The 24,493-nt window shown below is 52.9% G+C and carries 20 protein-coding genes and 2 pseudogenes; 13 read left to right on the top strand and 9 right to left on the bottom strand.

The features are described 5' to 3' along the window. Positions 1–25: 25 nt before the first annotated feature. The 5 genes from FX984_RS25255 to glyA all read right to left on the bottom strand — a co-directional run bounded on the left by FX984_RS25255 (position 26) and on the right by glyA (position 6,169). Positions 26–1,372, bottom strand: a complete 1,347-nt coding sequence (locus tag FX984_RS25255) for a GntT/GntP/DsdX family permease (RefSeq protein ID WP_146475933.1) — start codon at positions 1,370–1,372, stop codon at positions 26–28. A gap of 222 nt (positions 1,373–1,594) precedes the next feature. Further along, positions 1,595–2,491, bottom strand: coding sequence for a formyltetrahydrofolate deformylase (gene purU / locus FX984_RS25250; RefSeq protein ID WP_146475931.1), 897 nt, complete (start codon positions 2,489–2,491; stop codon positions 1,595–1,597). Between the two features lie 11 nt (positions 2,492–2,502). Continuing rightward, positions 2,503–3,405, bottom strand: coding sequence for a bifunctional methylenetetrahydrofolate dehydrogenase/methenyltetrahydrofolate cyclohydrolase FolD (gene folD / locus FX984_RS25245; RefSeq protein WP_146475929.1), 903 nt, complete (start codon positions 3,403–3,405; stop codon positions 2,503–2,505). A gap of 97 nt (positions 3,406–3,502) precedes the next feature. Next, positions 3,503–4,834: a D-serine ammonia-lyase gene (dsdA, locus tag FX984_RS25240; RefSeq protein WP_146475927.1), complete on the bottom strand. Its 1,332-nt coding sequence runs from the start codon at positions 4,832–4,834 to the stop codon at positions 3,503–3,505. 63 nt (positions 4,835–4,897) lie between these two features. After that, entirely contained in the window at positions 4,898–6,169 is a 1,272-nt protein-coding gene (glyA, locus tag FX984_RS25235; RefSeq protein ID WP_146475925.1) for a serine hydroxymethyltransferase, read from the bottom strand. 132 nt (positions 6,170–6,301) lie between these two features. On the opposite strand from glyA, the gene FX984_RS25230 reads away from it, so the two are divergent. From FX984_RS25230 to FX984_RS25200, 7 genes and pseudogenes are all read left to right on the top strand, one after another. Continuing rightward, entirely contained in the window at positions 6,302–7,225 is a 924-nt protein-coding gene (locus FX984_RS25230; RefSeq protein WP_146475923.1) for a LysR family transcriptional regulator, read from the top strand. 522 nt (positions 7,226–7,747) lie between these two features. Continuing rightward, positions 7,748–8,716, top strand: coding sequence for an amino acid ABC transporter substrate-binding protein (locus tag FX984_RS25225; protein ID WP_223840748.1), 969 nt, complete (start codon positions 7,748–7,750; stop codon positions 8,714–8,716). 64 nt (positions 8,717–8,780) lie between these two features. Then, entirely contained in the window at positions 8,781–9,959 is a 1,179-nt protein-coding gene (locus FX984_RS25220) for an amino acid ABC transporter permease (protein ID WP_146475919.1), read from the top strand. A 10-nt stretch (positions 9,960–9,969) separates the two neighbouring features. After that, positions 9,970–11,067, top strand: coding sequence for an amino acid ABC transporter permease (locus tag FX984_RS25215; protein WP_146475917.1), 1,098 nt, complete (start codon positions 9,970–9,972; stop codon positions 11,065–11,067). A gap of 11 nt (positions 11,068–11,078) precedes the next feature. Next, a complete protein-coding gene (locus FX984_RS25210) occupies positions 11,079–11,843 on the top strand; it encodes an amino acid ABC transporter ATP-binding protein (protein ID WP_146475915.1) in 765 nt (254 codons plus the stop codon). A 527-nt stretch (positions 11,844–12,370) separates the two neighbouring features. Next, the gene (serS, locus tag FX984_RS25205) at positions 12,371–13,651 is read left to right on the top strand and encodes a serine--tRNA ligase (protein WP_146475913.1); all 1,281 of its coding nucleotides are present in this window, start codon (positions 12,371–12,373) and stop codon (positions 13,649–13,651) included. A gap of 9 nt (positions 13,652–13,660) precedes the next feature. Then, positions 13,661–13,867 (top strand): annotated as a pseudogene (locus FX984_RS25200) (histone-like nucleoid-structuring protein, MvaT/MvaU family); the annotation flags it as partial. 271 nt (positions 13,868–14,138) lie between these two features. Here FX984_RS25200 and FX984_RS25195 read toward each other — a convergent pair. Beyond that, positions 14,139–14,372 carry a hypothetical protein gene (locus tag FX984_RS25195; protein ID WP_146475910.1) on the bottom strand — a complete coding sequence of 78 codons (234 nt, stop codon included), beginning with the start codon at positions 14,370–14,372 and terminating at the stop codon, positions 14,139–14,141. A 632-nt stretch (positions 14,373–15,004) separates the two neighbouring features. Then, the gene (locus FX984_RS25185; protein WP_223840749.1) at positions 15,005–15,232 is read right to left on the bottom strand and encodes an MbcA/ParS/Xre antitoxin family protein; all 228 of its coding nucleotides are present in this window, start codon (positions 15,230–15,232) and stop codon (positions 15,005–15,007) included. A 321-nt stretch (positions 15,233–15,553) separates the two neighbouring features. Here FX984_RS25185 and FX984_RS25180 point away from each other — a divergent pair, with 321 nt between their 5' ends. Further along, positions 15,554–16,018, top strand: coding sequence for an Lrp/AsnC family transcriptional regulator (locus tag FX984_RS25180; RefSeq protein ID WP_146475908.1), 465 nt, complete (start codon positions 15,554–15,556; stop codon positions 16,016–16,018). 38 nt (positions 16,019–16,056) lie between these two features. Here the strand turns inward: FX984_RS25180 and ggt are convergent, their stop codons facing one another. Continuing rightward, a complete protein-coding gene (gene ggt / locus FX984_RS25175; RefSeq protein WP_146475906.1) occupies positions 16,057–17,643 on the bottom strand; it encodes a gamma-glutamyltransferase in 1,587 nt (528 codons plus the stop codon). 333 nt (positions 17,644–17,976) lie between these two features. On the opposite strand from ggt, the gene FX984_RS25170 reads away from it, so the two are divergent. From FX984_RS25170 to FX984_RS25150, 5 genes are all read left to right on the top strand, one after another. Further along, entirely contained in the window at positions 17,977–19,260 is a 1,284-nt protein-coding gene (locus FX984_RS25170; protein ID WP_204280835.1) for an SLC5/6 family protein, read from the top strand. A 54-nt stretch (positions 19,261–19,314) separates the two neighbouring features. Further along, the gene (locus tag FX984_RS25165; protein ID WP_146475904.1) at positions 19,315–20,727 is read left to right on the top strand and encodes a M20 family metallopeptidase; all 1,413 of its coding nucleotides are present in this window, start codon (positions 19,315–19,317) and stop codon (positions 20,725–20,727) included. A gap of 66 nt (positions 20,728–20,793) precedes the next feature. After that, positions 20,794–21,801, top strand: a complete 1,008-nt coding sequence (locus FX984_RS25160) for a bile acid:sodium symporter family protein (RefSeq protein WP_146475902.1) — start codon at positions 20,794–20,796, stop codon at positions 21,799–21,801. Positions 21,802–21,992: 191 nt separating this feature from the next. Then, entirely contained in the window at positions 21,993–23,210 is a 1,218-nt protein-coding gene (locus FX984_RS25155; RefSeq protein ID WP_146475900.1) for a diaminopropionate ammonia-lyase, read from the top strand. A 211-nt stretch (positions 23,211–23,421) separates the two neighbouring features. Continuing rightward, the gene (locus FX984_RS25150; RefSeq protein WP_146475898.1) at positions 23,422–24,042 is read left to right on the top strand and encodes a LysE family translocator; all 621 of its coding nucleotides are present in this window, start codon (positions 23,422–23,424) and stop codon (positions 24,040–24,042) included. Between the two features lie 234 nt (positions 24,043–24,276). Here the strand turns inward: FX984_RS25150 and FX984_RS32820 are convergent. Further along, positions 24,277–24,478 (bottom strand): annotated as a pseudogene (locus tag FX984_RS32820) (AbrB/MazE/SpoVT family DNA-binding domain-containing protein). Positions 24,479–24,493: the final 15 nt, after the last annotated feature.

Below are 24,493 nucleotides of genomic sequence, written 5' to 3'. Positions count from 1 at the left end.
CAATGGCATGACTTTCAGTACGAATTCAACCAAGGGCGTAATTGAGCAATAGGGTTGCCATAAGCGCGACGATGGAGGCTACGACCGTTCCCCCTGTGAACTTTTTCAACGCTTCTGATAGGGACACATTCAGGTATTCCTTAACGACCCAGAAAGCGGAGTCGGTGACATGTGCCCAGCCGATAGAGCCGGCTCCGATGGCAATAACAAGGATCTCGGGCTTCAAGTGAGGGTCGGCAGCCAGCATTGGGTGGATCATGCCGGCGGCACTCACCATTGCTACGGTGGCGGAGCCCACTGCGAAGTGCATCAGCCAGGCAACGAACCAGGCAAGGATGATCAGATTGATATCAGATCCTGCGAGAAGCCCGGAGATTGCTTTACCCACCCCACTTTCTATCAGAACAGCGTTGAATGCTCCGCCCGCGCCGATAACAAAAATGATGTTCGCTAAGGCAGGAAAGCTACGCTGGGTCAGTTCCAACAACTCGGTCATGGTGCGACGTTGACGTAGACCAAGCGACCAATAGGCGAACCCCACAGAAATCATCAGAGCGATCAATGGGTTCCCAACGAACTGTGCAGCCACTTTCACCCATAAACCATCAGGGAGGTTCGCGGTTGCAGTTTTGAACACCATAAGAATTAGAGGAAGGCCGATGGTCAGCAGAGTAATGCCAAAGCCAGGCATCGCTCGTGCTGCTCCAGCGCTTTCCCCGTGGGCTTTAAGGAAAATCTGCTGATTTGCCGAGGCTTCTCTACCGCAGTAAAGGTTTACCCAAATAGGCCCAGCAATAATGATCGTAGGAATTCCGACCAGAAGGCCGTAGATAATCACAGTTCCGACATCAGCGCCCATCATCACGGTAATAGCCATCGCGGCTGGGTGTGGAGGAAGGATGCAGTGAATGGTCATCAAGGAAATCGCGAGGGGAATTCCCAAAAACAAAGTATTTATTTTTGTCTCCCGCGCCACAACGTAGACAAGTGGAATCAGGAGTACGAAGCCGACCTCAAAAAATACAGGAATACCGGCAATGGCTCCTACAATGGCCATTACCCAATGGGCTCGTTTGGAGCCTAAGTTATCGAGCAGAGTTTTGGCGAGTCGCTCAGCACCTCCGGACTCCTCTAGAATTTTTCCGAGTATTCCGCCGAGTCCTATGATCGCGATAAGGAAGCCCAGTGTTCCACCTATACCAGACTCAAGCGTGCTGATAATTTTTGAAACTGGCATCCCTGCGCCAAAGCCAACAACAAAACACGCAATTACCAAGGCCATGAATGCATGAAGCCTGACTTTCATAATCAGGATAATAATTAAGGCGATGGACGTGAATAAAACTCCTAACAACCACGTAGATTCTTGCATTGGTATGCCTCGCGACTTATTTTTATTAGTGCAACGACCAGCGAAATGATAATTAAGCGCCGAAGCTATAAGCTGTTTTCATTGCCATGCTTTGATTTGCGTCTGACTAAAACTTCTTTATGCAAGTAAGCCCCCTTGGAAAAATCCCAAGGGGGTACTTCACCATCGAGATTCAGCCATAAACAAAGTTCTATGACCTAGATGCGCGTCGGAACACTCATATCAACCGACATTCTCAGCTGTATACGAATCCGGCGAAGGCGGGAACACAATAGTCTTGTTTTCGTTCAGGAAAACCCTGCCATGCACGTAGGCATGAATGGCTCGCGCAAGCACTTGGCTTTCAACATCGCGCCCCAACGAAACATAGTCTTCAGGGCTTTGAGCATGAGTGATGCGGACGATGTCTTGCTCGATAATCGGCCCCTCATCCAAGTCGGCAGTCACGAAGTGGGAGGTTGCTCCAATGAGCTTCACCCCACGGTCAAAAGCCTGCTTGTATGGGCTTCCGCCTTTGAAAGATGGCAGGAACGAGTGATGAATGTTGATGATGCGGCCCGACATCTGCTGGCACATTTCATCAGACAGGATTTGCATGTAGCGAGCCAGGACGATGAGCTCAGCGCCGGTTTCGCGAACGATGCGCATTTGTTCGGCTTCAGCTTCTGCTTTGTTTTCCTTGGTCACCTTGATGAGGTGGTACGGAATGCCATGGCCTTCGACTACTTTTTGGAAGTCCAGATGGTTCGAGATAACACCGACAATGTCGATTGGCAGTGCACCAATGCCCCAGCGGTAGAGCAGGTCGTTCAAGCAATGGCCGAAGCGTGACACCATCAAAATGACTTTGCGTTTTTTACGCTCATCGAAGAATTCGTAATCCATCTTGTATTTTTCAACAAGTGGTAAGAATTCTTTTTCCAGATCCAGCAACGAGCGACCTTCTTCTGAGCGGAAGGTGATCCGCATGAAGTAATGATTGGTGCTCTCATCATCAAACTGGGCGCTGTCGCGGATATTGCAACCTCGTCCAGACAAGAAAGCAGTGATGTCAGCGGTTACGCCCCGGATCGAAGGACAGGTAACACGGAGTACGTAGTTATTTTTAGCTTTGTTCATCTGAGATCACCTTAAACGGCTACTGCTGCCTGATGGGTAACGATATGGTGCTGACGCTTGAATGCTGTGACGGTATTGGCCAGCAGGCATGCGATTGTCATAGGGCCGACACCACCTGGAACGGGTGTGATTGCTGAGGCATGTCCCGCCTCCTCGAATGCAACATCACCAACAATCCGAGAGCGTTCATCGCGCCAAACTCTGTTGATACCAACGTCGATGACGACTGCGCCTGGCTTGATCCAGTCACCCTTCACCAACTCTGGGCGACCTACGGCGACAACGAGGATGTCTGCAGTTCGGCAGAGCTCGGGTACATTTTGCGTTTTCGAATGCGCCACAGTGACAGTGCAGTTCTCGGTCATCAGAAGCTGCGCCATCGGCTTACCGACAATGTTGGATTTACCAACAACCACGGCGTTGAGCCCTTCGAGGCTACCGAGTCGTTCTTTGAGCATCATCAGGCAGCCAAGCGGAGTGCACGGAATCAGCGCATCCTGACCGGTCGCCAGACGGCCAGCGTTCAAAATATGAAAGCCGTCTACATCTTTGTTTGGATCAATGGCGTTAATAACGGCATTTGTGTCCAAGTGCGCAGGCAGAGGTAATTGCACAAGAATGCCATTTACTTCCGGAGCGGCATTTAACTTTGCAAGTAGCGTCATTAATTCTGTCTGAGTTGTTTCGGCGGGAAGTCGATGGACAAAAGACTCCATGCCGATTGCAAGAGTTTGCCGGTGCTTGGCCCCAACATATACACCGCTGGCGGGGTCTTCACCCACAAGCACAACTGCCAAGCCGGGTGTAATGCCAGTCTCGGATTTAATCTCTGCGACTTCAATCGTAAGTTTTTCAACGAGATCAGCTGCGAAGCCTTTCCCGTCGATACGGTCGGCCAGGAATGGTTTATTCATGGAGCTTTACCTCAACATCAAAAACTGGCGTGGTTATTATTTTTGACGCAAGTAACTTTAAATAGGGTATGAAGCTCATACCCTTAGAACGGCTTTATTAGTCAACATTGACTAACGATGCGCCGCGTTCCAAAAACTTTTTAAACTGGTCTTCCGGAACAAAGGCGCCTCCCGTAGTCCAGATGACGTGAGTAGCCTGGGCAAGGTTGCCCACGAGGCCTTTGGATTCTTGATATGCGCGGCCTTGGGCACTTTTGACGATGAACTCAGGCCCTGCGAATCCTGCGGTCGCCGAAGGTTCGAGGCGAATGGACTGCTTCGTCTCGGCCATCCAGAGCCAACGAAAAAGGTCGTCATCCGCGACGGTGAAGACACCGGACAACATAGGCTTCATCACATCCGCGACGAACGCCGACATGCGCGCGACTGCCATACCGTCAGCCTCGGTGCGGTTGGTCAGACCGACGTCGTAGACAGATACCAGCTCTTGCGAACCACTCATCATGTGCACCAGTGCACATGGCGATTGGACAGGTTCAACGAAGAATGCGTGCGCAGCATCACCGAAGATTGCCTTCAGACCATAAGCGGCACCACCTGGGGCGCCACCAATACCGCACGGCAGATAGATGAAAAGAGGGTGCTCTTCATCTACTGTGACACCTGCGGCATCCAACTGGGCAGCCAGTTCGCTAGCCGCTGCGCTGTAGCCGAAGAACAGCATTTCTGAACGTTCGTCATCCACGAAGTAAATGGTCGGATCGCTTTCAGCGTCGATACGGGCGTGCTCAACCGCTGTTGTGTAGTCAGCTTTGTGTTGCACCACCTCGACGCCCAGACGCGTCAGGCGATCCACTTTCCACTGTTTGGCATCAGACGACATGTGAACCACGGCACGGAAGCCCAGCGCGCGTGCTGCGATACCCACGCTCAGACCCAGGTTGCCGGTACTGCCCACTGCGATGGTGTGCTGTGCAAATAGGGCACTGGCTTGCGCACCGGCAAGCACAGTAATGTCGCCACCTGGGGTGAGGATTCCGCGCTTCTCGGCCATTTGTTTGGCGTACATGAACACCTCATATACACCACCACGAGCCTTGATAGAGCCGGCAACAGGCAGGTCGCCATCAGCCTTGACGAATACACGGCCATATTCAGTAGCCCCATATCCTACGGCTTGCCGCAGGCTCGTAGCTTCGATCAGCTTGGACTGAATCCGGCCTTTCGACTCAACCAGCTCAGGGAAGCAAACTTGCAGAAGCGGAGCCAGCAGTTCCCAGTTCTGTTCGGCTTCTTTGACCTGAGAGGATCGAACCGGCAGAGCGGGGTCAGCAATGCCGTTTGCCTTCAGGCTTGGGTTTAGCCACAGCGTAGGACGTCCGGCCAGTACATCGTCGCGTGCCGGATCATTAGGAAGTTGAACGCTCATCTTTTGTTTTCCTACTGCATTGAGAGATTGGCGAGCGAGTGCAGATAAGCCCGCCAACGCTCCTTAGGCATAAATTGGGAAGTCAGCAACCAGGTCGGCGACAGTTGCGCGGCTCTTCTCGATTACGGCAGCAAGAGCTGCTCCGTCGCTTGCTTGAGCGTCGAAAATGTCAGCGATCAGGTTGCCGATCACCTCGAACTCTTTCGCACCGAAGCCTCGGGTAGTGCCGGCAGACGAACCCAGCCGCAAGCCCTTCCATTCAGATGGTTTTGCGCTGTCGAACGGAATCGGGTTCTTGTTCGAGGTGATATTGATCGCCGAGAGAGCGTCTTGAGACTCTTGACCGGTCAAACCTTTCGACGAAACGTCTACCAGAACAACATGAGTATCAGTGCCGCCACTGACGATGCGCACACCACGCTTTTGCAGAACCTCTGCCAGGAGACGGGCGTTTGCTTTGACATTTGCGCCATAGGCCTTGAATTCATCAGTCAGCGCCTCTCCCAGGCAGACGGCTTTACCGGCAATGGTGGCCAGGTGTGCGCTGCCCTGTACACCAGGGAATACAGCTGGTTGCAGCTTCTTGAACAGATCTTCGCGGTTGGTCATTACCAGCCCGCCACGTGCACCACGTAGGGTTTTAGTCGTAGTGCAAGTGACGATGTCAGCATGCGGAATTGGAGACGGGTGAACACCAGCGGCTACCAGACCAGCAAAGTGAGCCATGTCCACCAGATAGGTAGCTCCGACTTTGTCTGCAATCTCACGCATGCGGGGGAAATCGATCTCTCGCGGATAGGACGAGCCACCCGAGATGATCAGCTTCGGCTTGTGTTCCAAGGCAAGCGCTTCGACATTGTCGTAGTCAATACGGCCAGTTTCGCGATCAACACCATAGGAAACGATGCTGAACCAACGGCCTGACTGGTTGGGTTTGGCACCATGGCTCAGGTGACCACCGGCAGCGAGATCCAGACTCAGGACTACGTCACCTGGTTGCAGTAGAGCGAAGAAAACCGCTTGGTTGGCCTGAGTGCCCGAGTGTGGCTGAACGTTTACATAGCCGCAGCCAAACAACTCTTTTGCACGGTCGATTGCTGCCTGCTCGACGACGTCAGCAAAATCGGCGCCGCCATGGAAGCGTTTCCCTGGGTAGCCTTCAACTGTCTTGTTGGTGATAACCGAGCCTAATGCTTCCAACGAAGCCAGGCTTACCGAGTTTTCGGAGGCGATCAATTCGATCTGGCCTTGCTGACGTTTCTTCTCGTCATTCAAGGCTTTGAAAATGAGCGGATCGCGCTCAGCAAGGTTGTCGTTGAAGTAGGATTTGGACATTGCGGCGGCACCTTTCTTGGGTTTTTTTGCAGCCTATCTCCTGTGCAGAATCAAAAAAAGCGAATAATATTTCAATAATACGTAAGCAGAAGTTAACTATTGGAAGAGAGTATCTGCCACAGGAGAAACTCAGTGGATATCAGCAAATTAAGGGCACTCAGGGAGTTGGCGGTGCGTAAAACGATGGCTGCTGTGGCTGAGGCCATGCATGTTTCGCCGTCCGCAGTGTCCCAGCAGATATCCATATTGGAGCAGGAGGTCGGAATCGACTTGGTCGAGCGGCGTGGTCGGGGAGTAGAACTGACAATTGCGGGCAAGAAACTGGTCGCACGCGCAAATCGGATATTTGAGGAGCTCGAATCAGCTCGCGCAGATATGGCAGAGCTGAAAAAAGTTGTTGCGGGAGATATTCGGGTCGCTGCCTTTCCTTCGGTAGCTGCAGCGTTGATGCCAAAGACCATCCAGGCGCTGCGTGCTACGCATCCCCAGCTCGAAGTGCTCTTTGAAGAGATGGAGCCAGAAGAGAGTATGAACGCCCTCCGTAGTTGGCAGGCGGACATTGCACTGATTGATGATCTGAACGTTCCTCTGGGGCTCCTCGATCCAAGCATCCAGATCACGCCACTCATTGAAGACGTGTTCAACGTCATGATGTCGCCTGATCATAAGCTGGCAGGAATGGAGAAGGTCACCTGGGCAGACTTGGAGAGCGAGCTGTGGGTGATGGATACGGCTTCTTCCACATACACCAGAATGCTTACTGATGCCTGCCAGCAAGCGGGGTACACGCCCAAAATCATGGCCCGATGCAAAGGATTCGAGGTCACCAGTGCGTTGATACGAGAAGGCTGCGCCATCGCGATATTCCCTGGTCTTAGGGCGCGACACGACATGCAGGGGGCGCGGGTGTGCAGGCTTGAGCCAGAAATTCGTCGCAGAATTTCCATTGCTTTCAGAAGAGGCGAAAAGAGAAGTCCTGCTATCCAAGTGTTCATAGAGTGCCTTGAGCAGCGTGCTGCTCAGTTCCGTGAAGCCCAGACTGAGCTTCTACTCTAAAGATCCCGGCTTCTAGGCTTCGATAACCTCTATGTTTCTATGCGTTGCATCCCTCCTCAATGTGGCTCGGCTTAATACGTAAGCTGGGCTTACGTATTATTGCAAAAATAGTCGCTTTTTCTCTCACCCTACTAGCGCTACGTTGAACTCAGCCAAGAGGCGACTCTTGGCCTGAGCAGGTAGCGATTGTCGATCTTGATACCGGTATGTCCGTTATTGACCGATGAATCGGAATGCTCTGACGGCGTTTCACACTTTTCCCCGTTATGCGGGGTCTTTTCAAAATAAAAAGAGGGCCGAAGATGCCACACTCGAATCGAACTAATGAAGTTGTCTTTGGGCCGTAGGCCATTCTGTTGTTTTCTGTCTCTTTACGTTGGTTTAAGTATCTATCCGTGCAGTTTATTGGCTGGGTGGACAGTCTGTGCCGCAATCAATGAGAGCAACAAAATGAAAAAATCAAACAAGACCCTTAAAGTTGGTATTTCTATCGCTGGATTGGCATTGGCTTCGGTAGTGTCAATGAGTGCCATGGCCGGTACAACTCTGGATAACGTTAAGAAAAAAGGTTTTGTGCAATGTGGAATCAGTGATGGGCTTCCCGGTTTTTCCTACGCTGATACTAAGGGCAATTTCAACGGGTTTGATGTCGATGTGTGCAAAGCTGTAGCTGCCGCCATCTTTGGTGATTCGAACAAGGTCAAATACACTCAATTGACGACGAAAGAACGTTTCACTGCTCTCCAATCTGGTGAAGTCGATCTGCTGTCTAGGAGTACCACCTGGACATCCTCTCGCGATGGTTCGATGGGAATCCTCTTTGCTGGCGTGGCCTACTATGATGGCCAAGGGTTTCTGGTCAACAAGAAACTAGGTGTGAAAAGCGCTAAAGAGCTCAACGGTGCTACCTTCTGCATTCAGGCCGGCACCGTCACTGAATTGAACCTTGCCGATTATTTCCGCGCCAATGGCTTGAAGTTCACGCCAATTTCCTTCGATACCTCAGACGAGTCCTTTAAGGCACTGGAGTCGGGCCGTTGTGACGTGCTGACTTCTGATCAATCGCAGCTTTACGGCCAGCGGTTGAAGTTGAGCGCACCGAACGACTATGCCGTTCTTCCTGAAGTCATCTCCAAAGAGCCACTAACCACCGCTGTACGCAGGGGTGACGAAGAATGGTACTCAGTAGTGCGCTGGACTCAGATCGCAATGCTTAATGCTGAAGAGCTCGGTGTAACTTCAAAAAACGTCGGCGATCTCGTCAAGAACTCGAAGAGTCCTGATGTTGCAAGATTGCTCGGGGTCGAGGGTAGCTTGGGCAAAGACCTCAACCTTCCAAATGACTGGGTAGTGAAAATTGTCTCGCAGGTAGGTAACTACGGGGAATCTTTTGATCGCAACCTAGGAGAAGGGAGCGACATGAAGATCAAACGTGGCCTGAACGCACTATGGAATCAAGGCGGGTTGCAGTACGGCCCTCCTGTCCGCTAATTGCGAAACTGCCCAGCCTAGCAGCTGGGCAGTTTTTTCCTCGTTAGTTCGGGTGAGTTGAATCATGCAAAACATTTCACATGCTTCTTACAAGTTGTCATTGAGTGACCCGCGACTTCGCGCGTTGGTTTTCCAAGTGGTTACAGTAGTCGTAGTTTTAGCAATCGGGTTTTATCTGCTCCATAACACTCAGACCAATCTCCAGCATCGTGGTATCACCTCAGGGTTCGATTTTCTTGAGCGCAGTGCCGGCTTTGGTATCGCCCAGCATCTCATTCCATATGAGGAGTCGAACAGTTACGCGCGCGTGTTTCTTATTGGCCTACTGAATACCTTACTGGTGACCTTCATCGGTATCGTCCTCGCCACACTGCTCGGATTCATCATTGGCGTTGCTCGACTGTCGCCGAACTGGATGATTAACAAGCTGGCAACCGTGTACGTGGAAACCTTCCGCAACATTCCACCGTTGTTGCAGATCCTGTTCTGGTACTTCGCGGTGTTCCTGACCCTTCCGGGGCCAAGGGGCAGCATCAACATAGAAGACACGTTTTTCATCAGCAACCGTGGCCTGAACATGCCGGGAGCATCCATAGCCGGTGGCTTCTGGCCTTTTGTAGTTGCTTTGGTCGTGGCCCTTGCGGCCATTGTGTTGATGGTGCGCTACGCGAATGATCGGTTTGAGAGAACAGGCGAGCCGTTCCACAAGTTCTGGGTGGGACTGTTGCTATTTATCGGCATACCTGGCGTCTCCACGCTGCTGTTCGGCAATCCGGTGCATTGGGAAGTGCCGCAGCTCGAGGGTTTCAACTTCGTCGGTGGTTGGGCGCTGATCCCAGAGCTCTTGGCGTTGACCTTAGCGTTGACTATCTACACCGCAGCATTTATCGCCGAGATCGTGCGTTCGGGCATCCGTTCGGTGAGCCATGGCCAGACCGAGGCTGCTCGTTCCCTTGGACTGCGCGAAGGGCCGACCTTGCGCAAGGTGATTATTCCCCAGGCACTGCGGGTGATCATTCCACCGCTGACCAGTCAGTATTTGAACCTTGCGAAAAACTCGTCCCTAGCCGCCGGTATCGGCTACCCAGAGATGGTCTCGCTATTTGCCGGTACCGTGCTCAACCAGACTGGCCAGGCCATTGAAGTGATCGCGATCACTATGAGTGTCTATCTCGCGATCAGCATCAGCATTTCCCTGTTGATGAACAGTTACAACAAGCGCATTGCGCTGATTGAGCGGTGAGGGGTCGAGTATGAATGCCTTTACTTTCAAACCCGACATGCCACCGCCGGTGAAGACTGTCGGTGCTATTGCCTGGATGCGGGCCAACCTATTTTCCAACTGGCTCAATACCCTGCTTACTTTATTTGCGCTTTATCTGGTGTGGCTGATCATACCGCCGGTAGTGCAATGGACGTTGATTGACGCTAACTGGGTCGGTACCACCCGTGCTGATTGCACCAAGGACGGCGCGTGTTGGGTGTTTATCCAGCAACGGTTTGATCAGTTCATGTACGGCTACTACCCCAGTGAGCAGCGCTGGCGAGTTGATCTGACCGTCGCGGCTGCAGTGTTTGGTGCTGCACCGTTGTTCATCAAAATCTTCCAACGCAAAGCGCTGTACGGTCTGTGTTTCTTGGTCGCGTATCCAATCATTGCCTATGTCCTGTTGTTCGGCGGCATCCTGGGATTGCAAATCGTGCCCACCAGCCAGTGGGGCGGTTTGATGCTGACCCTGGTGATTGCCACTGTGGGCATCGTCGGCGCCTTGCCGTTGGGCATCCTGTTGGCACTGGGCCGGCGCTCGAAAATGCCGGCGGTGAAGGTGGTCTGCGTGACCTTCATCGAGTTCTGGCGCGGAGTGCCACTGATCACTGTGCTGTTCATGTCCTCGGTGATGCTGCCGCTGTTCCTGCCCGAAGGCATGAGCTTCGACAAACTGCTGCGGGCGATGATTGGCGTGGTCTTGTTCCAGTCAGCCTATATCGCCGAGGTGGTTCGCGGCGGTTTGCAGGCGATTCCACGAGGGCAGTATGAGGCTGCTGCCGCCATGGGTTTGGGCTACTGGCGTTCAATGGGCCTGGTGATCCTGCCTCAGGCACTCAAACTCGTGATACCCGGCATCGTCAATACCTTCATTGCCTTGTTCAAGGACACCAGTCTGGTGGTCATCATCGGCCTGTTCGACCTGCTCAACAGCGTCAAGCAGGCTGCGGCTGATCCGGCTTGGCTGGGCATGGCCACCGAGGGCTATGTGTTCGCCGCCCTGGTGTTCTGGATCTTCTGTTTCGGTATGTCCCACTACTCCAGAAGCCTGGAGCGGAAGCTGGACACAGGCCACAAGCGTTAGGAGAAATCGATATGAGCCAAGTGATAAAGCAGTCTGCCGTTTCTGAACCGATTATTCAGATCCAGGATATGAACAAATGGTACGGCCAGTTCCATGTGCTGAAGAACATCAATCTGAACGTACGCCAGGGTGAGCGTATCGTCCTGTGCGGGCCATCGGGATCGGGCAAGTCGACCACCATCCGTTGCCTCAACCGCCTGGAAGAACACCAACAGGGGCGCATCGTGGTGGATGGCGTGGAGTTGACCAACGATCTCAAGCAGATCGAGGCGATCCGCCGGGAAGTGGGCATGGTGTTCCAGCACTTCAACCTGTTTCCGCATCTGACCATCTTGCAGAATTGCACGCTGGCACCGATGTGGGTACGCAAGATGCCCAAGCGTCAGGCCGAGGAAGTCGCCATGCACTACCTGGAGCGTGTGCGCATTCCAGAGCAAGCCCACAAGTATCCAGGGCAATTGTCCGGTGGTCAGCAGCAGCGTGTGGCGATTGCCCGGGCGTTGTGCATGAAGCCGAAAATCATGCTGTTTGACGAGCCGACCTCGGCGCTCGACCCTGAGATGGTCAAGGAGGTGTTGGATACCATGGTTAGCTTGGCTGAGGACGGCATGACCATGCTCTGTGTGACACACGAAATGGGGTTTGCTCGTACCGTGGCGAACCGGGTGATCTTCATGGATAAAGGGGAGATCGTCGAGCAGGCCGCACCCGATGACTTTTTTGATAATCCGCAGAATCCGCGTACGCGCTCATTCTTGAGTCAAATCATTCATTGAGTCGACGGCTTTACGAGATTTCGACTTTGAGAGTTTTTGTTAGGGCTCGTGATGAAAGATCCGTCTCTCCGGTCGGGCAGGTCTTCTGGTTTGGTCACCTTCGGTCACGTGTTCTGCGCTTGGTTTCCTGAGTAATCGGGAAACCCTTTTTTATTTGGTTCGAGTATGAAAGCAGTGGGGATTAAATATGGCGCACTATTATGTGAGCAAACTTTCGAAAGCTAATGGTGATTACGAGGTTCATACGAGTATATGTATTTTACTCCCCCGCTCGGATGAGAGGCTAGCTCTTGGATATCATGAAACCAGTCGCCAGGCTGTTGAATATGCAATACTGAATTTTCGTCAAGCGACTGGTTGTAGCAAGTGTTGCATAAACTTTATTTGATTTATATTTGCTTTAATTAAGTTCGACGTCCTTTGCATTGATCGTTGCCGGTATTACGTATTGACCAAGCCGCCTGTCAGCTGGATTCGCTTATTCACGACTGGATTGCAAAGCTAACCCCACACTGCGAGAAACCGATATGCTCGATCCCAAACTGTTACGCAGCCAAACTCAGGAAGTGGCGGATCGTCTTGCCTCCCGTGGCTTTAGCCTGGATGTCGCGCGCATCGAATCACTGGAAGAGCGCCGAAAAGCGGTGCAGACCCGCACTGAGCAATTGCAGGCAGAGCGTAATGCCCGCTCAAAATCTATTGGACAGGCAAAGGCTAAGGGCGAAGACATTGCTCCCTTGATGGCTGACGTCGAGCGCATGGCCAACGAACTTGAGTCTGGCAAAAACGAACTAGACAGCATTCAGGCAGAACTGGACGATATTGTTCTGGCCGTTCCCAACCTACCAGACGCCAGCGTACCAATCGGCTCCGATGAGGATGACAACGTAGAAGTGCGCCGCTGGGGCACTCCGCGTGTGTTCGATTTCGAGATCAAAGACCATGTAGCGTTGGGTGAAATCAGCGGAGGTCTGGACTTTGAGGCCGCAGCCAAGCTGTCCGGCGCCCGCTTTTCCGTTTTGCACGGCCCGATTGCGCGCCTGCACCGCGCACTGGCGCAATTCATGATCAACTTGCACACCTCTCAGCATGGCTACGAGGAAACCTACATCCCCTACATGGTTCATGCGTCTGCTCTTCAGGGCACCGGCCAACTGCCGAAGTTCGAGGAAGACCTGTTCAAGATCACTCGTGAAGGTGAGGCTAACTTCTACCTGATCCCTACCTCTGAAGTCCCTTTGACCAATCTGGCGGCTGGGCAGATTCTCGATGCAAAACGATTGCCCCTCAAATTTGTCGCCCATGGCCCATGCTTTCGCAGTGAAGCAGGTGCTTCTGGTCGTGACACTCGTGGCATGATCCGACAGCATCAGTTCGACAAGGTCGAGATGGTTCAGGTGGTTGAGCCGACGAAGTCCATGGAGGCTTTGGAAGACATGACCGCTTGTGCCGAGCGTGTGTTGCAGGCGCTCGAATTGCCATACCGTGTTTTGGTTCTGTGCACCGGCGACATGGGCTTTAGCGCCGTCAAAACCTTCGATCTGGAAGTATGGGTGCCGAGCCAGGACAAATACCGCGAGATCAGCTCTTGCTCCAACTGCGGTGACTTCCAGGCCCGCCGCATGCAAGCGCGCTGGCGCAACCCAGAAACCGGTAAGCCGGAGTTGGTGCACACCCTCAATGGTTCTGGGCTGGCGGTGGGGCGCACCTTGGTCGCGGTACTGGAAAACTACCAAGAGGCGGACGGATCTATCCGTGTGCCGGAGGTGCTCAAGCCCTATATGGGCGGTGTCGATACCATTCGGTAAATGCCCATTTTGCTTAACGTGCTTGATCCGCAAGCCTGTCGTCACGCTACAGTGTCTGCGCCAGAAGCTGGCACCCGTAAACCACAACCGGTAAAGATCTACAAGAACCCGCACACCGGCGAAGTCGTCGAGACCAAAGGCGGCAACCACAAGACTCTGAAAGAGTGGAAAGCAGAGCACGGCTCCGCAACCGTCGAGTCTGGGCTGTCCAAGTGATCTTGGTTTGAGTACGAAAGGGGCCTTCAAGGGCCCTTTTTGTTAGGGGAGCCAGGCAATGCCGTCTCATGGCTAAGCCATGCTCAGAAATCGACCGCGATGATCGGGAGGTGCTAGAGCTAGTACCGACGTTATCGGCGTAGTTCATCGAGTAACGGGGGCCCGCAGGGGGGCATGATAAGGGCTACGTGTCTTTGCCGGTCAAATGGCCCCCGCACTCATCCAAAGTTTGGGGGCATTTGTTATAAATGGCGTCGAGGGTACGCTCGACTTAGCCCTTAGCCCAGTTGTACACGTGCTGATTAATTTCACTCAGGCCACCGTCACGGGCGATCCATTCCTCACCAGTACGGCGGCACTGCACTTTCAACTCCTCGACGCTGATACCCTGCATTGCAGCGAGTCCCTCGGCGAGATTCGCCGGACTATCCCCGCCGTCGCGCAACGCCACGAACATTACGTGGCGCATTGGCCAATTGGCATTTGAATTGTTCGTTGCGTTCATGATGGTAATGCTCCTTGATGGAGGTTACTCATTGTAGGCATGGCCCGCCGCGGTAGGGCTTCCGTTCAGCTGGAATCTTATCTCCGCTCGGGGGAGACCGTTTGCCACCGACAGTTCCATCCAGGCGTCTAACGCTGCGAGGCCGTCGCGCGCAATGCCTCACAGGCGTTTTCGTCGCTTACGTTGGCTCAGAAAAAAGACGGATATTTATAAATTTACGAGTGCACTGCTGAGCCCTATCTCGAAGGAAATCGCCATAAAACACTCAAGTCCCAATTAAGAAGAAATGTGCACTTACAAACCTATGCAGGATTTTTAGCTGTGTATAGGAATCGTGGCCAGTTATCCGATTTAGCAGTCAATCGTGAAGCAAGCCGTGGAACGCGGGAATGACCTCATGGCTGAAAAAGTATTTCACCTACAGAGCTCGCTTCTTCGGGCCAATGGGCTCGGCTCACCTAGCCCAGCAATCCTTAATGATGGACGCGACATTCCTGGCATCGTCTATTCCCCGGTGGTAGGTACCTCGCCAAACCAGGCCCAACGAGCCTCGAGGTCTATGCAATACAGATAGCGGTATGGTGCGAGCAAGTTTTGGATGGCTTGAAGGTGGTGAAGCTTTGCTTGAATGCTCATGGCATGGATGTCCTAGCTTTGATCTGTCCAAGGTACATCGACACGTGCATACAGCCACGTTCTGACGGCGAGCCCAGTATTTGAAGGACGGGCTCGTATGAACAAGCGTACCCGTGACTGACTTTCTCAAGCTCAGCTTTTACGCGATCGTATCCCGCTTCAGTGTGAGCAAGCACGAATGGTGTTCTCCCACCGAAGGTGGTTTTCGGTTGATTTAGCCAAATATCTGCTTTCGCTTTGTTGCCAAAGACCTGCTGGCCTTAAGCTGAATCAACTCACCATAATTCATTGCTGGCTCTCATTAAGTTGGCGTGGTGGTCTCGATAACTCTGAATCTGGGTATTTTCCTACATGAGATTAATTCCCCTGCAACTACCGCCAAAAAGAGACGATCGGAAGAACGGGACGACTTCAGCTTAGACAATTTATACAGCGCGGGATGGCTAGGTAAGCTAGTTAATGGGGGCAATACATGATGAACCTTCAATTGTACCTTGCAGCGAGTTATGATAGCTTAATAACCTATTAAGCAGAAGGGTTTTACAATGCAGCTTGATTCTTATGATCGGAAACTTCTCAATATTCTCCAAGATAATAACAAACTGTCCCAGAGAGAGTTGGCTGAGAAAGTTAACCTATCCCCATCAGCTGTTAACCGGCGCATAGCTGCCCTCGAAGCCGCTGGGATTATAAAGCTCAATGTTAGCATTGTAGATCCCGTTGCAGTCGGTCGTCCTATCACGGTGGTCGTTGAAGTCAAGCTTGAGAATGAACGCTTGGACTTACTTGACGAAATTAAGAAACGTTTCACAAGCCATTCTGAAGTTCAGCAAGTCTACTATGTGACAGGCGATTTTGATTTCTTGTTGGTAATTAACGTAAGAGATATGGCCGAATATGAACAAATAACCAGAGATCTATTCTTCTTTGGCAATATAAAGCAGTTCAAAACTTATGTGGTCATGCAGATCAATAAAAGAACTCTAAAAGTCAACGTTGACGAAGCGTGACATTAACTGTGCCCCTCCACGGGGCACGAGATAGTAGGTCAATATCCTAGAGCTACACCATCGCGGCGAGGATCTGCACCGCCCCTTCGAACCCCTGTGTCCGGATTTATCCAAACTGCTTGAGCTGTACCTAGTGGCGCAGTTGCGCGGCGAGCGTTATGTCCTAACAACCTCAATCCTTGCAAGGTCTGTTCAGAATATGCTCCTTCTAGCTCAAAGCTGTCATCGCGAGCGAACATCCGGGGATGATCGATAGCTTCTTGGACGCTCATCCCATAGTCAACTAGATTGGTGAAGACTTGGACTTGGCCCAGAGGCTGGAAGTGAGCGCCCGTAACGCCAAAACTCAGCACCACTTCATTATTATGGGTCACTAGAGCAGGGATGATCGTGTGCATCGGACGCTTACGCCCTTCAATCCGATTAGGATGCGACTCATCGATGACGAAACTAGAGCCCCGATTATGAAGGAGTACCCCAGACTTTGGGGCCAAAACGGCACTGCCAAAATCATCGAAGATCGAGTTAATCAAGGAAACGGCAAGCCCGTCTTCGTCAACCACCGAGATATAAACGGTATCATTATGAGCGGGGTGAGGCTGAGGGGTGACGTCATCCAGCCGGCGATCAAGCATGATCCGAGAAGCGAGCTCTTCCGCTCGCTCATTTGAAAGCAACAGCTCCACGGGGCAGCTTCCGAACTTGGGATCGCAAAGGAATAGGTCACGCTCGGCATAGGCCAACCGTGATGCTTCGGCCTGGATGTGCAGACGTTCTACCCCAAACGGATCCATTTCTCCGAGGTTGAACTGCTCTAATATTTTGAGGATCGCAAGCGCGATGACCCCCTGTCCGCTCGGTGGACATTCCCAGACCTCGTATCCTCTGTAGCTCGCGCATATGGGATCAACATACTCTGGCTGATAATCAGAAAAATCTTCTGAAGTATGCAAACCACCGCGTGCGTTCAAACTGTCCAACAGATCCTTTGCGACCCAACCTTCGTAGAACACAGCAGCTCCATCTTGCGCGATAGACTGAAGCGTCTTGGCCAACTTGGGCTGACAATGGATAGCGCCTGCAGCAGGGGCCATCCCGCCAGGGAAAAAGACTTCGGCAAAGTTGGGGCAGCGATCACGCTTCCAAGAGTTACGGTGCCAGTCATAAGCTAGTCGCTCCGTCACGGGATAACCGAACTCTGCTGCCTGTATAGCCGGCTCAAGCAACTTCGCAAAGCTCAAGCGGCCATGATCTCGTGAGAGTCGCTCCCAGGCTGCCACCGCACCTGGGACAGTCACTGCATCTGGCGTTGACGGATCGATTTCGGATATTTGCTTGCGCTTGTAGTAATCAACGTTGGCGGCTTTGGGCGCCCATCCCGAGCCATTCAGAGCACATACAGGCTCTCCAATTTTCTTGAACAGCGCGAAGCAGTCACCACCAATCCCGGTCTGGGTTGGCTCGACTACGGCAAGCATTGCAGCAGCGGTAATAGCCGCGTCAATCGCGTTACCTCCTTGCCGCAAAATATCCAACGCAGCTGCCGTCGCGAGTCCGTGCGAGGTGGCGACCATTGTTTTTGTGCTCATCGCTTCAGAGCGACCGGGTTGCTCGAAATTTCGCATGCTGACTCCTGGACAAGGGCACCTTGAGGGTAATTAAGGCTTTCGCCGCACTAATGCAGCATGGCCAACGCGAGCAGCTTATCCGGGACTCAACGCAACATCGGTGCGTTCTGAGGGGCCAATTAGCAACGATTGCCTGCATCACCATGGTTAGGATGGCTGCGAGGTCGAACAGCAAGTCTCTGGCCACCGCCAAATAACAAGATGATGAGCGACTCCCTCATGTAGGTATGCCTTCTGTGGAAACGGTTAAGGCTTTGTTTCTGCCCATTCCAAACCATTGGTATCCGCCGTGGTTTGACCGTACTCATACAAAAATAACGGAGAGAGATAATGGATGCGGCGATAGCGTATGACCGTCCAGTGGTCGCAAGTAAGTGGAACAAGCAAGACTCGCTATGGGTGCTTGCGATTTATGGATGTGCAGTCAGTAGCGGCAGCCTTTTCTGGCCTATAAGCCTAGGGCTTTCTGGCTTCTGGTCGATGTTGATCCTGACAGCCTTGGCCTTTCCCGTAACGTATTACACGTACCGAGCATTTGCCAGATTCATTCAATCAGCCAGTACAACGAATGGCCGCGAAGGCAATATCGTTGATGCCGTTGAGGAGCACCTGGGTCTTGGCTGGGCCAAATGGTTGACCATGCTCTATTTCATCACCGTATTTCCGGCGATGATGGTGTACACGATCACGGTCACCAATACGATCATCGACTTTGTCGACTCTCAGCTACATCTGGGCGTCATGCCTCGATACGTCGTTGCACCACTGGCAACCCTTGCTCTGGTACTGCTGGTTCAAGGAAATACCACATTCATTGTGAAGGTGATGGGAGCAATCGTTTTCCCATTCATCATCTCTCTTGTGTTCTTTGGATTCATGGCCATCCCAAGCTGGAATCTGTCCTTCATGGAGACAGCTACCGACTTCGGCGGGGCAGCTGGTATTGCGAAATCCGTGTGGTCGTCGCTACCGATGGTTATCTACGCGTTCAGCTTCACTTCAGTGGTATCGAGCTTCGTTGTAGCGCAGAAAAGGGCCTACGGTGATCAGGCAACCGCTAAGGTCAGACAGGTCATGTTGATTGCCGTCCTGATGATCATTGTGACTGTTGTCTTTTTCTCCTGGAGTTGCATCTTCGCTCTCTCGCCCGCTGAGCTGGCGGAAGCGAAAGCAAACAATCTTACGGCGCTTTCCTACCTAGCTCGAAAATTCGATAACCCATGGTTGGCAAGCGCTTCGCAGCTAATCGTATTTACCGCAACTATCAAGTCGTTTTTGGCGCACTTTCTTGCTACCAAGGAAAGCGCCAAAGGATTCGCCACTTCCTGTCTTGGCTGCAAGCCAGAAGTCGTGCATGGCAAAGGTCTGCAGCGGATCCTTTCAGTACTCATCTTTGTAGTGACCTGCGTACCTGCAATCCTCAACTGGAATGTTTTGAACCTTATCCAGGTCGTGATGGTTCCGATCAGTGTCTTCATTGTTTACTTCCTGCCGCAATACGCATTCGCAAAGGTGCCATGCCTGAAGAGGTATCGCGGTGGGTTCGCCAACTGGTTCTCGATAGCCGTGGGGATGGTGTGCCTGATCAACGGCTTCGCGATCGCCTTTAGATAGTCCTCTTTGATAGACCGTCGGACGCCAATGGCGTTTGGAACTTGGAGTAGAAACATGAGCACAAACCAACGCCAAGCAGTAGTAGAAAAAGCAGTTGATATTGTCGACTCGGGCACGCTGTTGAAGACCATTGATCGACTGGTTTCCTACAAGACCGAAAGCCAGGAGCCGCATCAAGTACAAGCTCAGATCGATTACCTTACAAAGGAAATCGCGCCGGCATTGCATGAGATGGGGTTCAACACTCGCCTGGTAGACAACCCGATCAGCGCCACTGCACCTCTGTTGATTGGCGAGCGCATTGAAGACCCGTCTCTGCCGACGATTCTCACGTATGGTCACGCTGACGTGGTCAGAGGGTACGACGATCAGTGGGATGAAGGTCTCAGCCCATGGAAAGTAACTGTCGTCGGAGACCGCTGGTACGGTCGTGGGATCGCTGACAACAAAGGACAGCACGCCATCAACCTGGCCGCTCTGCAGACGGTACTTGAAGCTCGTAAAGGCAAGCTGGGATACAACGTGAAGGTGCTGTTCGAATCGGGCGAAGAGATCGACTCCCCAGGCCTGAATGCGGTATGCGAGATTGAAAAAGAAGCCCTAGCTGCCGATGTGTTCATCGCGTCGGACGGCCCTCGTGTTTCAGCGGAGCGACCAACTCTGTTCTTGGGCTCCCGAGGCGGCATCCTTTTCGATCTGGAAGTGACCCTTCGTGATTCCGCTCATCACTCGGGAAACTGGGGTGGTGTTCTCTCGAACCCTGCGACCATCCTGGCGCACGCCATGGCCAGCCTGGTAGACCAGAACGGATGCATTCAAGTCGAAGCGCTTCTTCCACCACCGATTCCTGACAATGTGTCTGCCGCTCTTGCCGACGTGGTGCTGGGCCAAGACGACGATGCTCCTGAAATCGACCATAGCTGGGGTCAGCCTGGCCTGACAGCAGCAGAGCGTGTCCTCGCTTGGAACACAATCGAAGTTCTCGCGTTCAAGTGTGCCAATGCGGATTCTCCAGTGAACGCGATTCCGGCAACTGCCAAAGCCGTTTGCGATTTCCGCTTCGTCGTCGGTTCAGATTGGCGCAATCTGGAAAAGCACCTGCGCAACCACCTCAATTCACGCGGTCTGCATTGCGTACGGGTCAAGGTCACTGAGGGTCTGCCAGCTACTCGCCTGGATCCAGACGATGCCTGGGCACAGTGGGCGGTCAAATCGGTCGGCGTCACCTCGGGCAAGAAGCCGGCTCTGTTGCCGAACTTTGGCGGCACCACTCCCAACTACATCTTCGCCGAGACATTGGGTCTCCCAACCATTTGGATTCCTCACTCCTATCCAGCTTGCTCTCAGCACGCCCCGAACGAGCACTTTCTCGGCTCGGTAGCACGCGAGTCCATGGCAATTATGGCGGGCATTTGGTGGGACTTGGGCGAAGAGGCTCAGCAGGTCGTCAGCCAACGCAACAAGTAACGCGGTGAACCCCGCAGAACATGGGCTCTGCGGGGGTTGTTGTAACGAAAATGATGAGAGGCTTTTATGGCTAGGCCAAAATGGTTGCCAGACAATTTCACAATCTCCCTTTTGGCTACAGTCGCGTTTGCGTCCCTGCTTCCGTGCTCTGGAGAGGTCGCTGTCGTCTTCTCCTGGTTGACCAACATTTCAATCGCTATGCTCTTTTTCATGCATGGGGCCAAGTTGTCCCAGCAAGCGGTGCTCGCTGGCGCTGGGCACTGGAAACTGCATCTCACGGTGTTCAGTGCCACGTTCATCCTATTCCCTCTGATAGGCCTAGCCCTTCGGCCAGCTCTCTCACCCGTGATTGGCGAGGAACTGTACATGGGCATCTTGTACCTGTGCGCACTTCCTTCAACAGTCCAGTCTTCAATTGCGTTCGTTTCCCTGGCCCGTGGGAACGTACCAGCAGCGATTTGTAGTGCTGCTGCTTCGAGCCTTTTCGGGATCTTCCTTACGCCCATCATTGTTGCGTTGATCATGAATTCGGGCAGCACTGATGGTGGGAGTTCGACCCTCGACGCAATTGAAAAAATCACCGTTCAGCTGCTGCTACCTTTCGTCGCGGGGCAAATCGCAAGACGCTGGATCGGCATCTGGGTGGATAAACACAAGGGCACTCTCAAGTACCTCGATCAGAGCTCCATTCTCCTGGTGGTCTACACGGCGTTTAGCAGTGCGGTGATCGGGGGTATCTGGCACCAAGTCCCAGCGGTATCTCTCGGAATTCTGATTGCTGTCTGTATCGGGATCCTCGCCATAGCGTTGGTTTTGACCGCAGTGCTTGGTAAGCGCCTCGGGTTCAATCAGGAGGATCGGATCACCATCTTGTTCTGCGGCTCAAAGAAGAGCCTGGCTACCGGCGTACCCATGGCTCAGGTGCTGTTCTCCGCCAGCAGCATCGGGATGATCATTTTGCCGGTAATGCTCTTCCATCAAATCCAACTCATGGTCTGCGCTGTGCTCGCCCAACGTTATTCAACTCGAGCTATTGAGGCGGATCCTGAGTTGACTTCTCAAGAAGGCACGTAGCCGCAATATCTACCCGCTGTCAGTTGAAGAAACGCATGTTTGTCTCGGTAGTGGCGCAATAAACGCGCCGTAATTGATCAGTACGAGATCTACCATTTCTTCCGTCAGTTACCGCAAAGCGATGTAACCCGTAAAGACGCGCTAAAAAGCGTTTACCGAAGTCGTGACGCACATATCACCAAGGAGTAACAATGTTCACTGCCAACAAGAACGCAAGTCGCCAGGCTTATCCCCAAGAACTGCGCGACATCATGAGCATTCAGAAAGCTGCCGAGAGCCGGGCTTGGCTCTCATCCTGGGACAAAATCAACAGCGAAGGCACCCCTCTTTACAGCCTGCCTGGCCTTGCTCGTGAGCTCGGCGTGAAAGAACTAAAGATTAAAGACGAATCCGTTCGTTCTGAGCTTGGCAGCTTCAAGGCCCTTGGCGCTCCCATCGCTTTGGTGCGCCTGGTTCTGCGCTCCTTCCCTGAGTCGAACTTTGATCCTCGCCGCCTGCTGGCGGGTGAATACAAGCAAGACTTGGCGAGTTTCGTAGTGATCAGTGCCACTGACGGCAACCACGGTAAAGGCCTCGCGGCTGCAGCAAAAGATATCGGCTGCCGTTGCGTCATCGTTCTGCATGCCAACGTGAGCGTGGAGCGTGAGGAAGCAATCGCGGCGTATGGTGCCGAGATCGTTCGCATCACCGGTAACTACGACGAATCCGTTGAGCGCGCGGCAGCTCTCGCTGCGGAAAATAACTGGATCGTGGTTTCCGACACCTCCTACGAAGGCTACGAGGTGATCCCGCGTGACGTTATGCAAGGTTACGGCACCATTGCTTCGGAAATCATCGACTCGCTCGAGCCAGGCGAAGAGTTCACTCACGTGTTGTTGCAAGGCGGCGTAGGTGGCTTGGCAGCAGGTATCGCGAGCTACTTCTGGGAGTTCTACGGCAGCAAGCGCCCGACCTTCGTAGTGGTTGAGCCTGAACAAGCCGATTGCCTCTACCAGAGCGCGCTGGAAGGTAAAGCGGCAAAAGCGACCGGCTCCGTCGACTCTGTCATGGCTGGCCTGGCCTGCGGTGAAACCTCGCCGCTGGCATGGAGATTCTTGCAGCCGAGCGTCGACTTCTTCATGACCATCACCGACGACGAAGCTGTTGCTTCCATGCGCCGCCTGGCCGTTGAAAACGGCACCGACATCCCTGTAGTCGCTGGCGAGTCCGCAGTTGCTGGTCTGTCGGCTCTCAAGCGCATCACCCAGTCCAGCAGCCTAGCCGCAGATCTGGGTATCGATGCAAACTCGCGTGTCCTGCTGATCAGCACCGAAGGTGCTACTGCTCCGAAAGTCTACGAAGAGCTGGTAGGTCAATCTGCTGAGGTAGTGGCAGCCCGCCAAAAAGGATGGTCTGCAGTCGCGGCCTGATCGTCAAAGTTTGCCGGTGAGGTCGGACAACGTCATCCACGAGACGAAGTCCGGCTTCTCCGTTTTGCTTCGATACCTACTGCTGCCGCGAATGATCGAAACGGAGGAGCTGCTCTAGCTTCACTTTCACAGTTCATCACTTGATGAATTATCAACGCCCCATCAAAGCCGGCCAGATCGATTAATTAGTTAGGAGCAGCTTCTAAATCCCATGTCCATCGCCGAAAATCTTTTAACGTTTACCTTTGCCGCCACTCTGCTGACACTGACGCCAGGCCTCGATACCGCATTGGTCTTGAGAACCGCAACAGTGGAAGGTAAACAACAGGCATTCCGAGCTGTGCTGGGTATCAACTCTGGCTGTCTCTTGTGGGGAGCCGCCGTCGCCTTTGGTCTGGGTGCGTTGATTGTAGTCTCTGAGCTGGCATTCAATCTCTTGAAATACTGTGGCACCGCTTATCTAGCTTGGCTTGGTTTGAATATGCTTTTGCGTCCACGTACCTCACTGTCGCCCGCTGAAACCGACGGAAAGCCAAATCCAAACTGGTTTCTTAAGGGAATGATGGGAAATGTCCTTAATCCCAAGGTTGGCGTTTTCTATGTCTCCTTTCTTCCTCAGTTTATTCCCCAAGGGCACTCCTTGATTGCCTGGACGTTTGGCTTGGTCAGCATCCACGTGATGCTCGGTTTACTGTGGTCATCAATGTTGATTGGCGCCACTCAACCACTAGCTGGCATTTTACGGCGTGAAATAGTGATCGAATGGATGGATCGCACCACTGGCATGGTCTTTGTTCTGTTTGCCACTCGGCTGGCTTTCAGTAAGCATTGAGATCGGCATCTCCCTGCTTGCATATTTCTCTCACTGTTTAGGTCATGCCTGGCGAGACGAACCATCACGCTCTGCCTACCTATAAAATCAATCAAAGAACGCTTTAACTAGATACTCCTTGGACACCTCCAGCGTATATCCACCATCTCGTTTCTTGGCCGTAGCCATTTGAAAGTCCACCTCGCTTGGCCTTGTGATTCGCGCCCCCCTACTGGTACAGCTCTTTTTGATCTTCTACGGTCTGGCGCAATGTTCGGTTGGCTTTGCGCTATCCCAAGCTTCAGTGAACTCGTCTGTTCGAAGGCTTTTTTGATAGGACTAGGCATCGCGTATTGCCGACAAATTCCTCTATCAAATACAGCGACTCACCAACATCAAGCTCCAGCTCCTGCAACGCCTCATCCGGAAGCTGCCGCCATGGCCATGCTTGAACCATTGTTATAGGTGCTCG

The sequence above is a fragment of the Pseudomonas marginalis genome (assembly GCF_008692035.1).
In the GTDB taxonomy this organism is placed as follows: domain Bacteria; phylum Pseudomonadota; class Gammaproteobacteria; order Pseudomonadales; family Pseudomonadaceae; genus Aquipseudomonas; species Aquipseudomonas marginalis.
The sequence above is the reverse complement of the archived record's forward strand: the minus strand, read 5'-3'. Positions and strand labels throughout refer to the sequence as shown.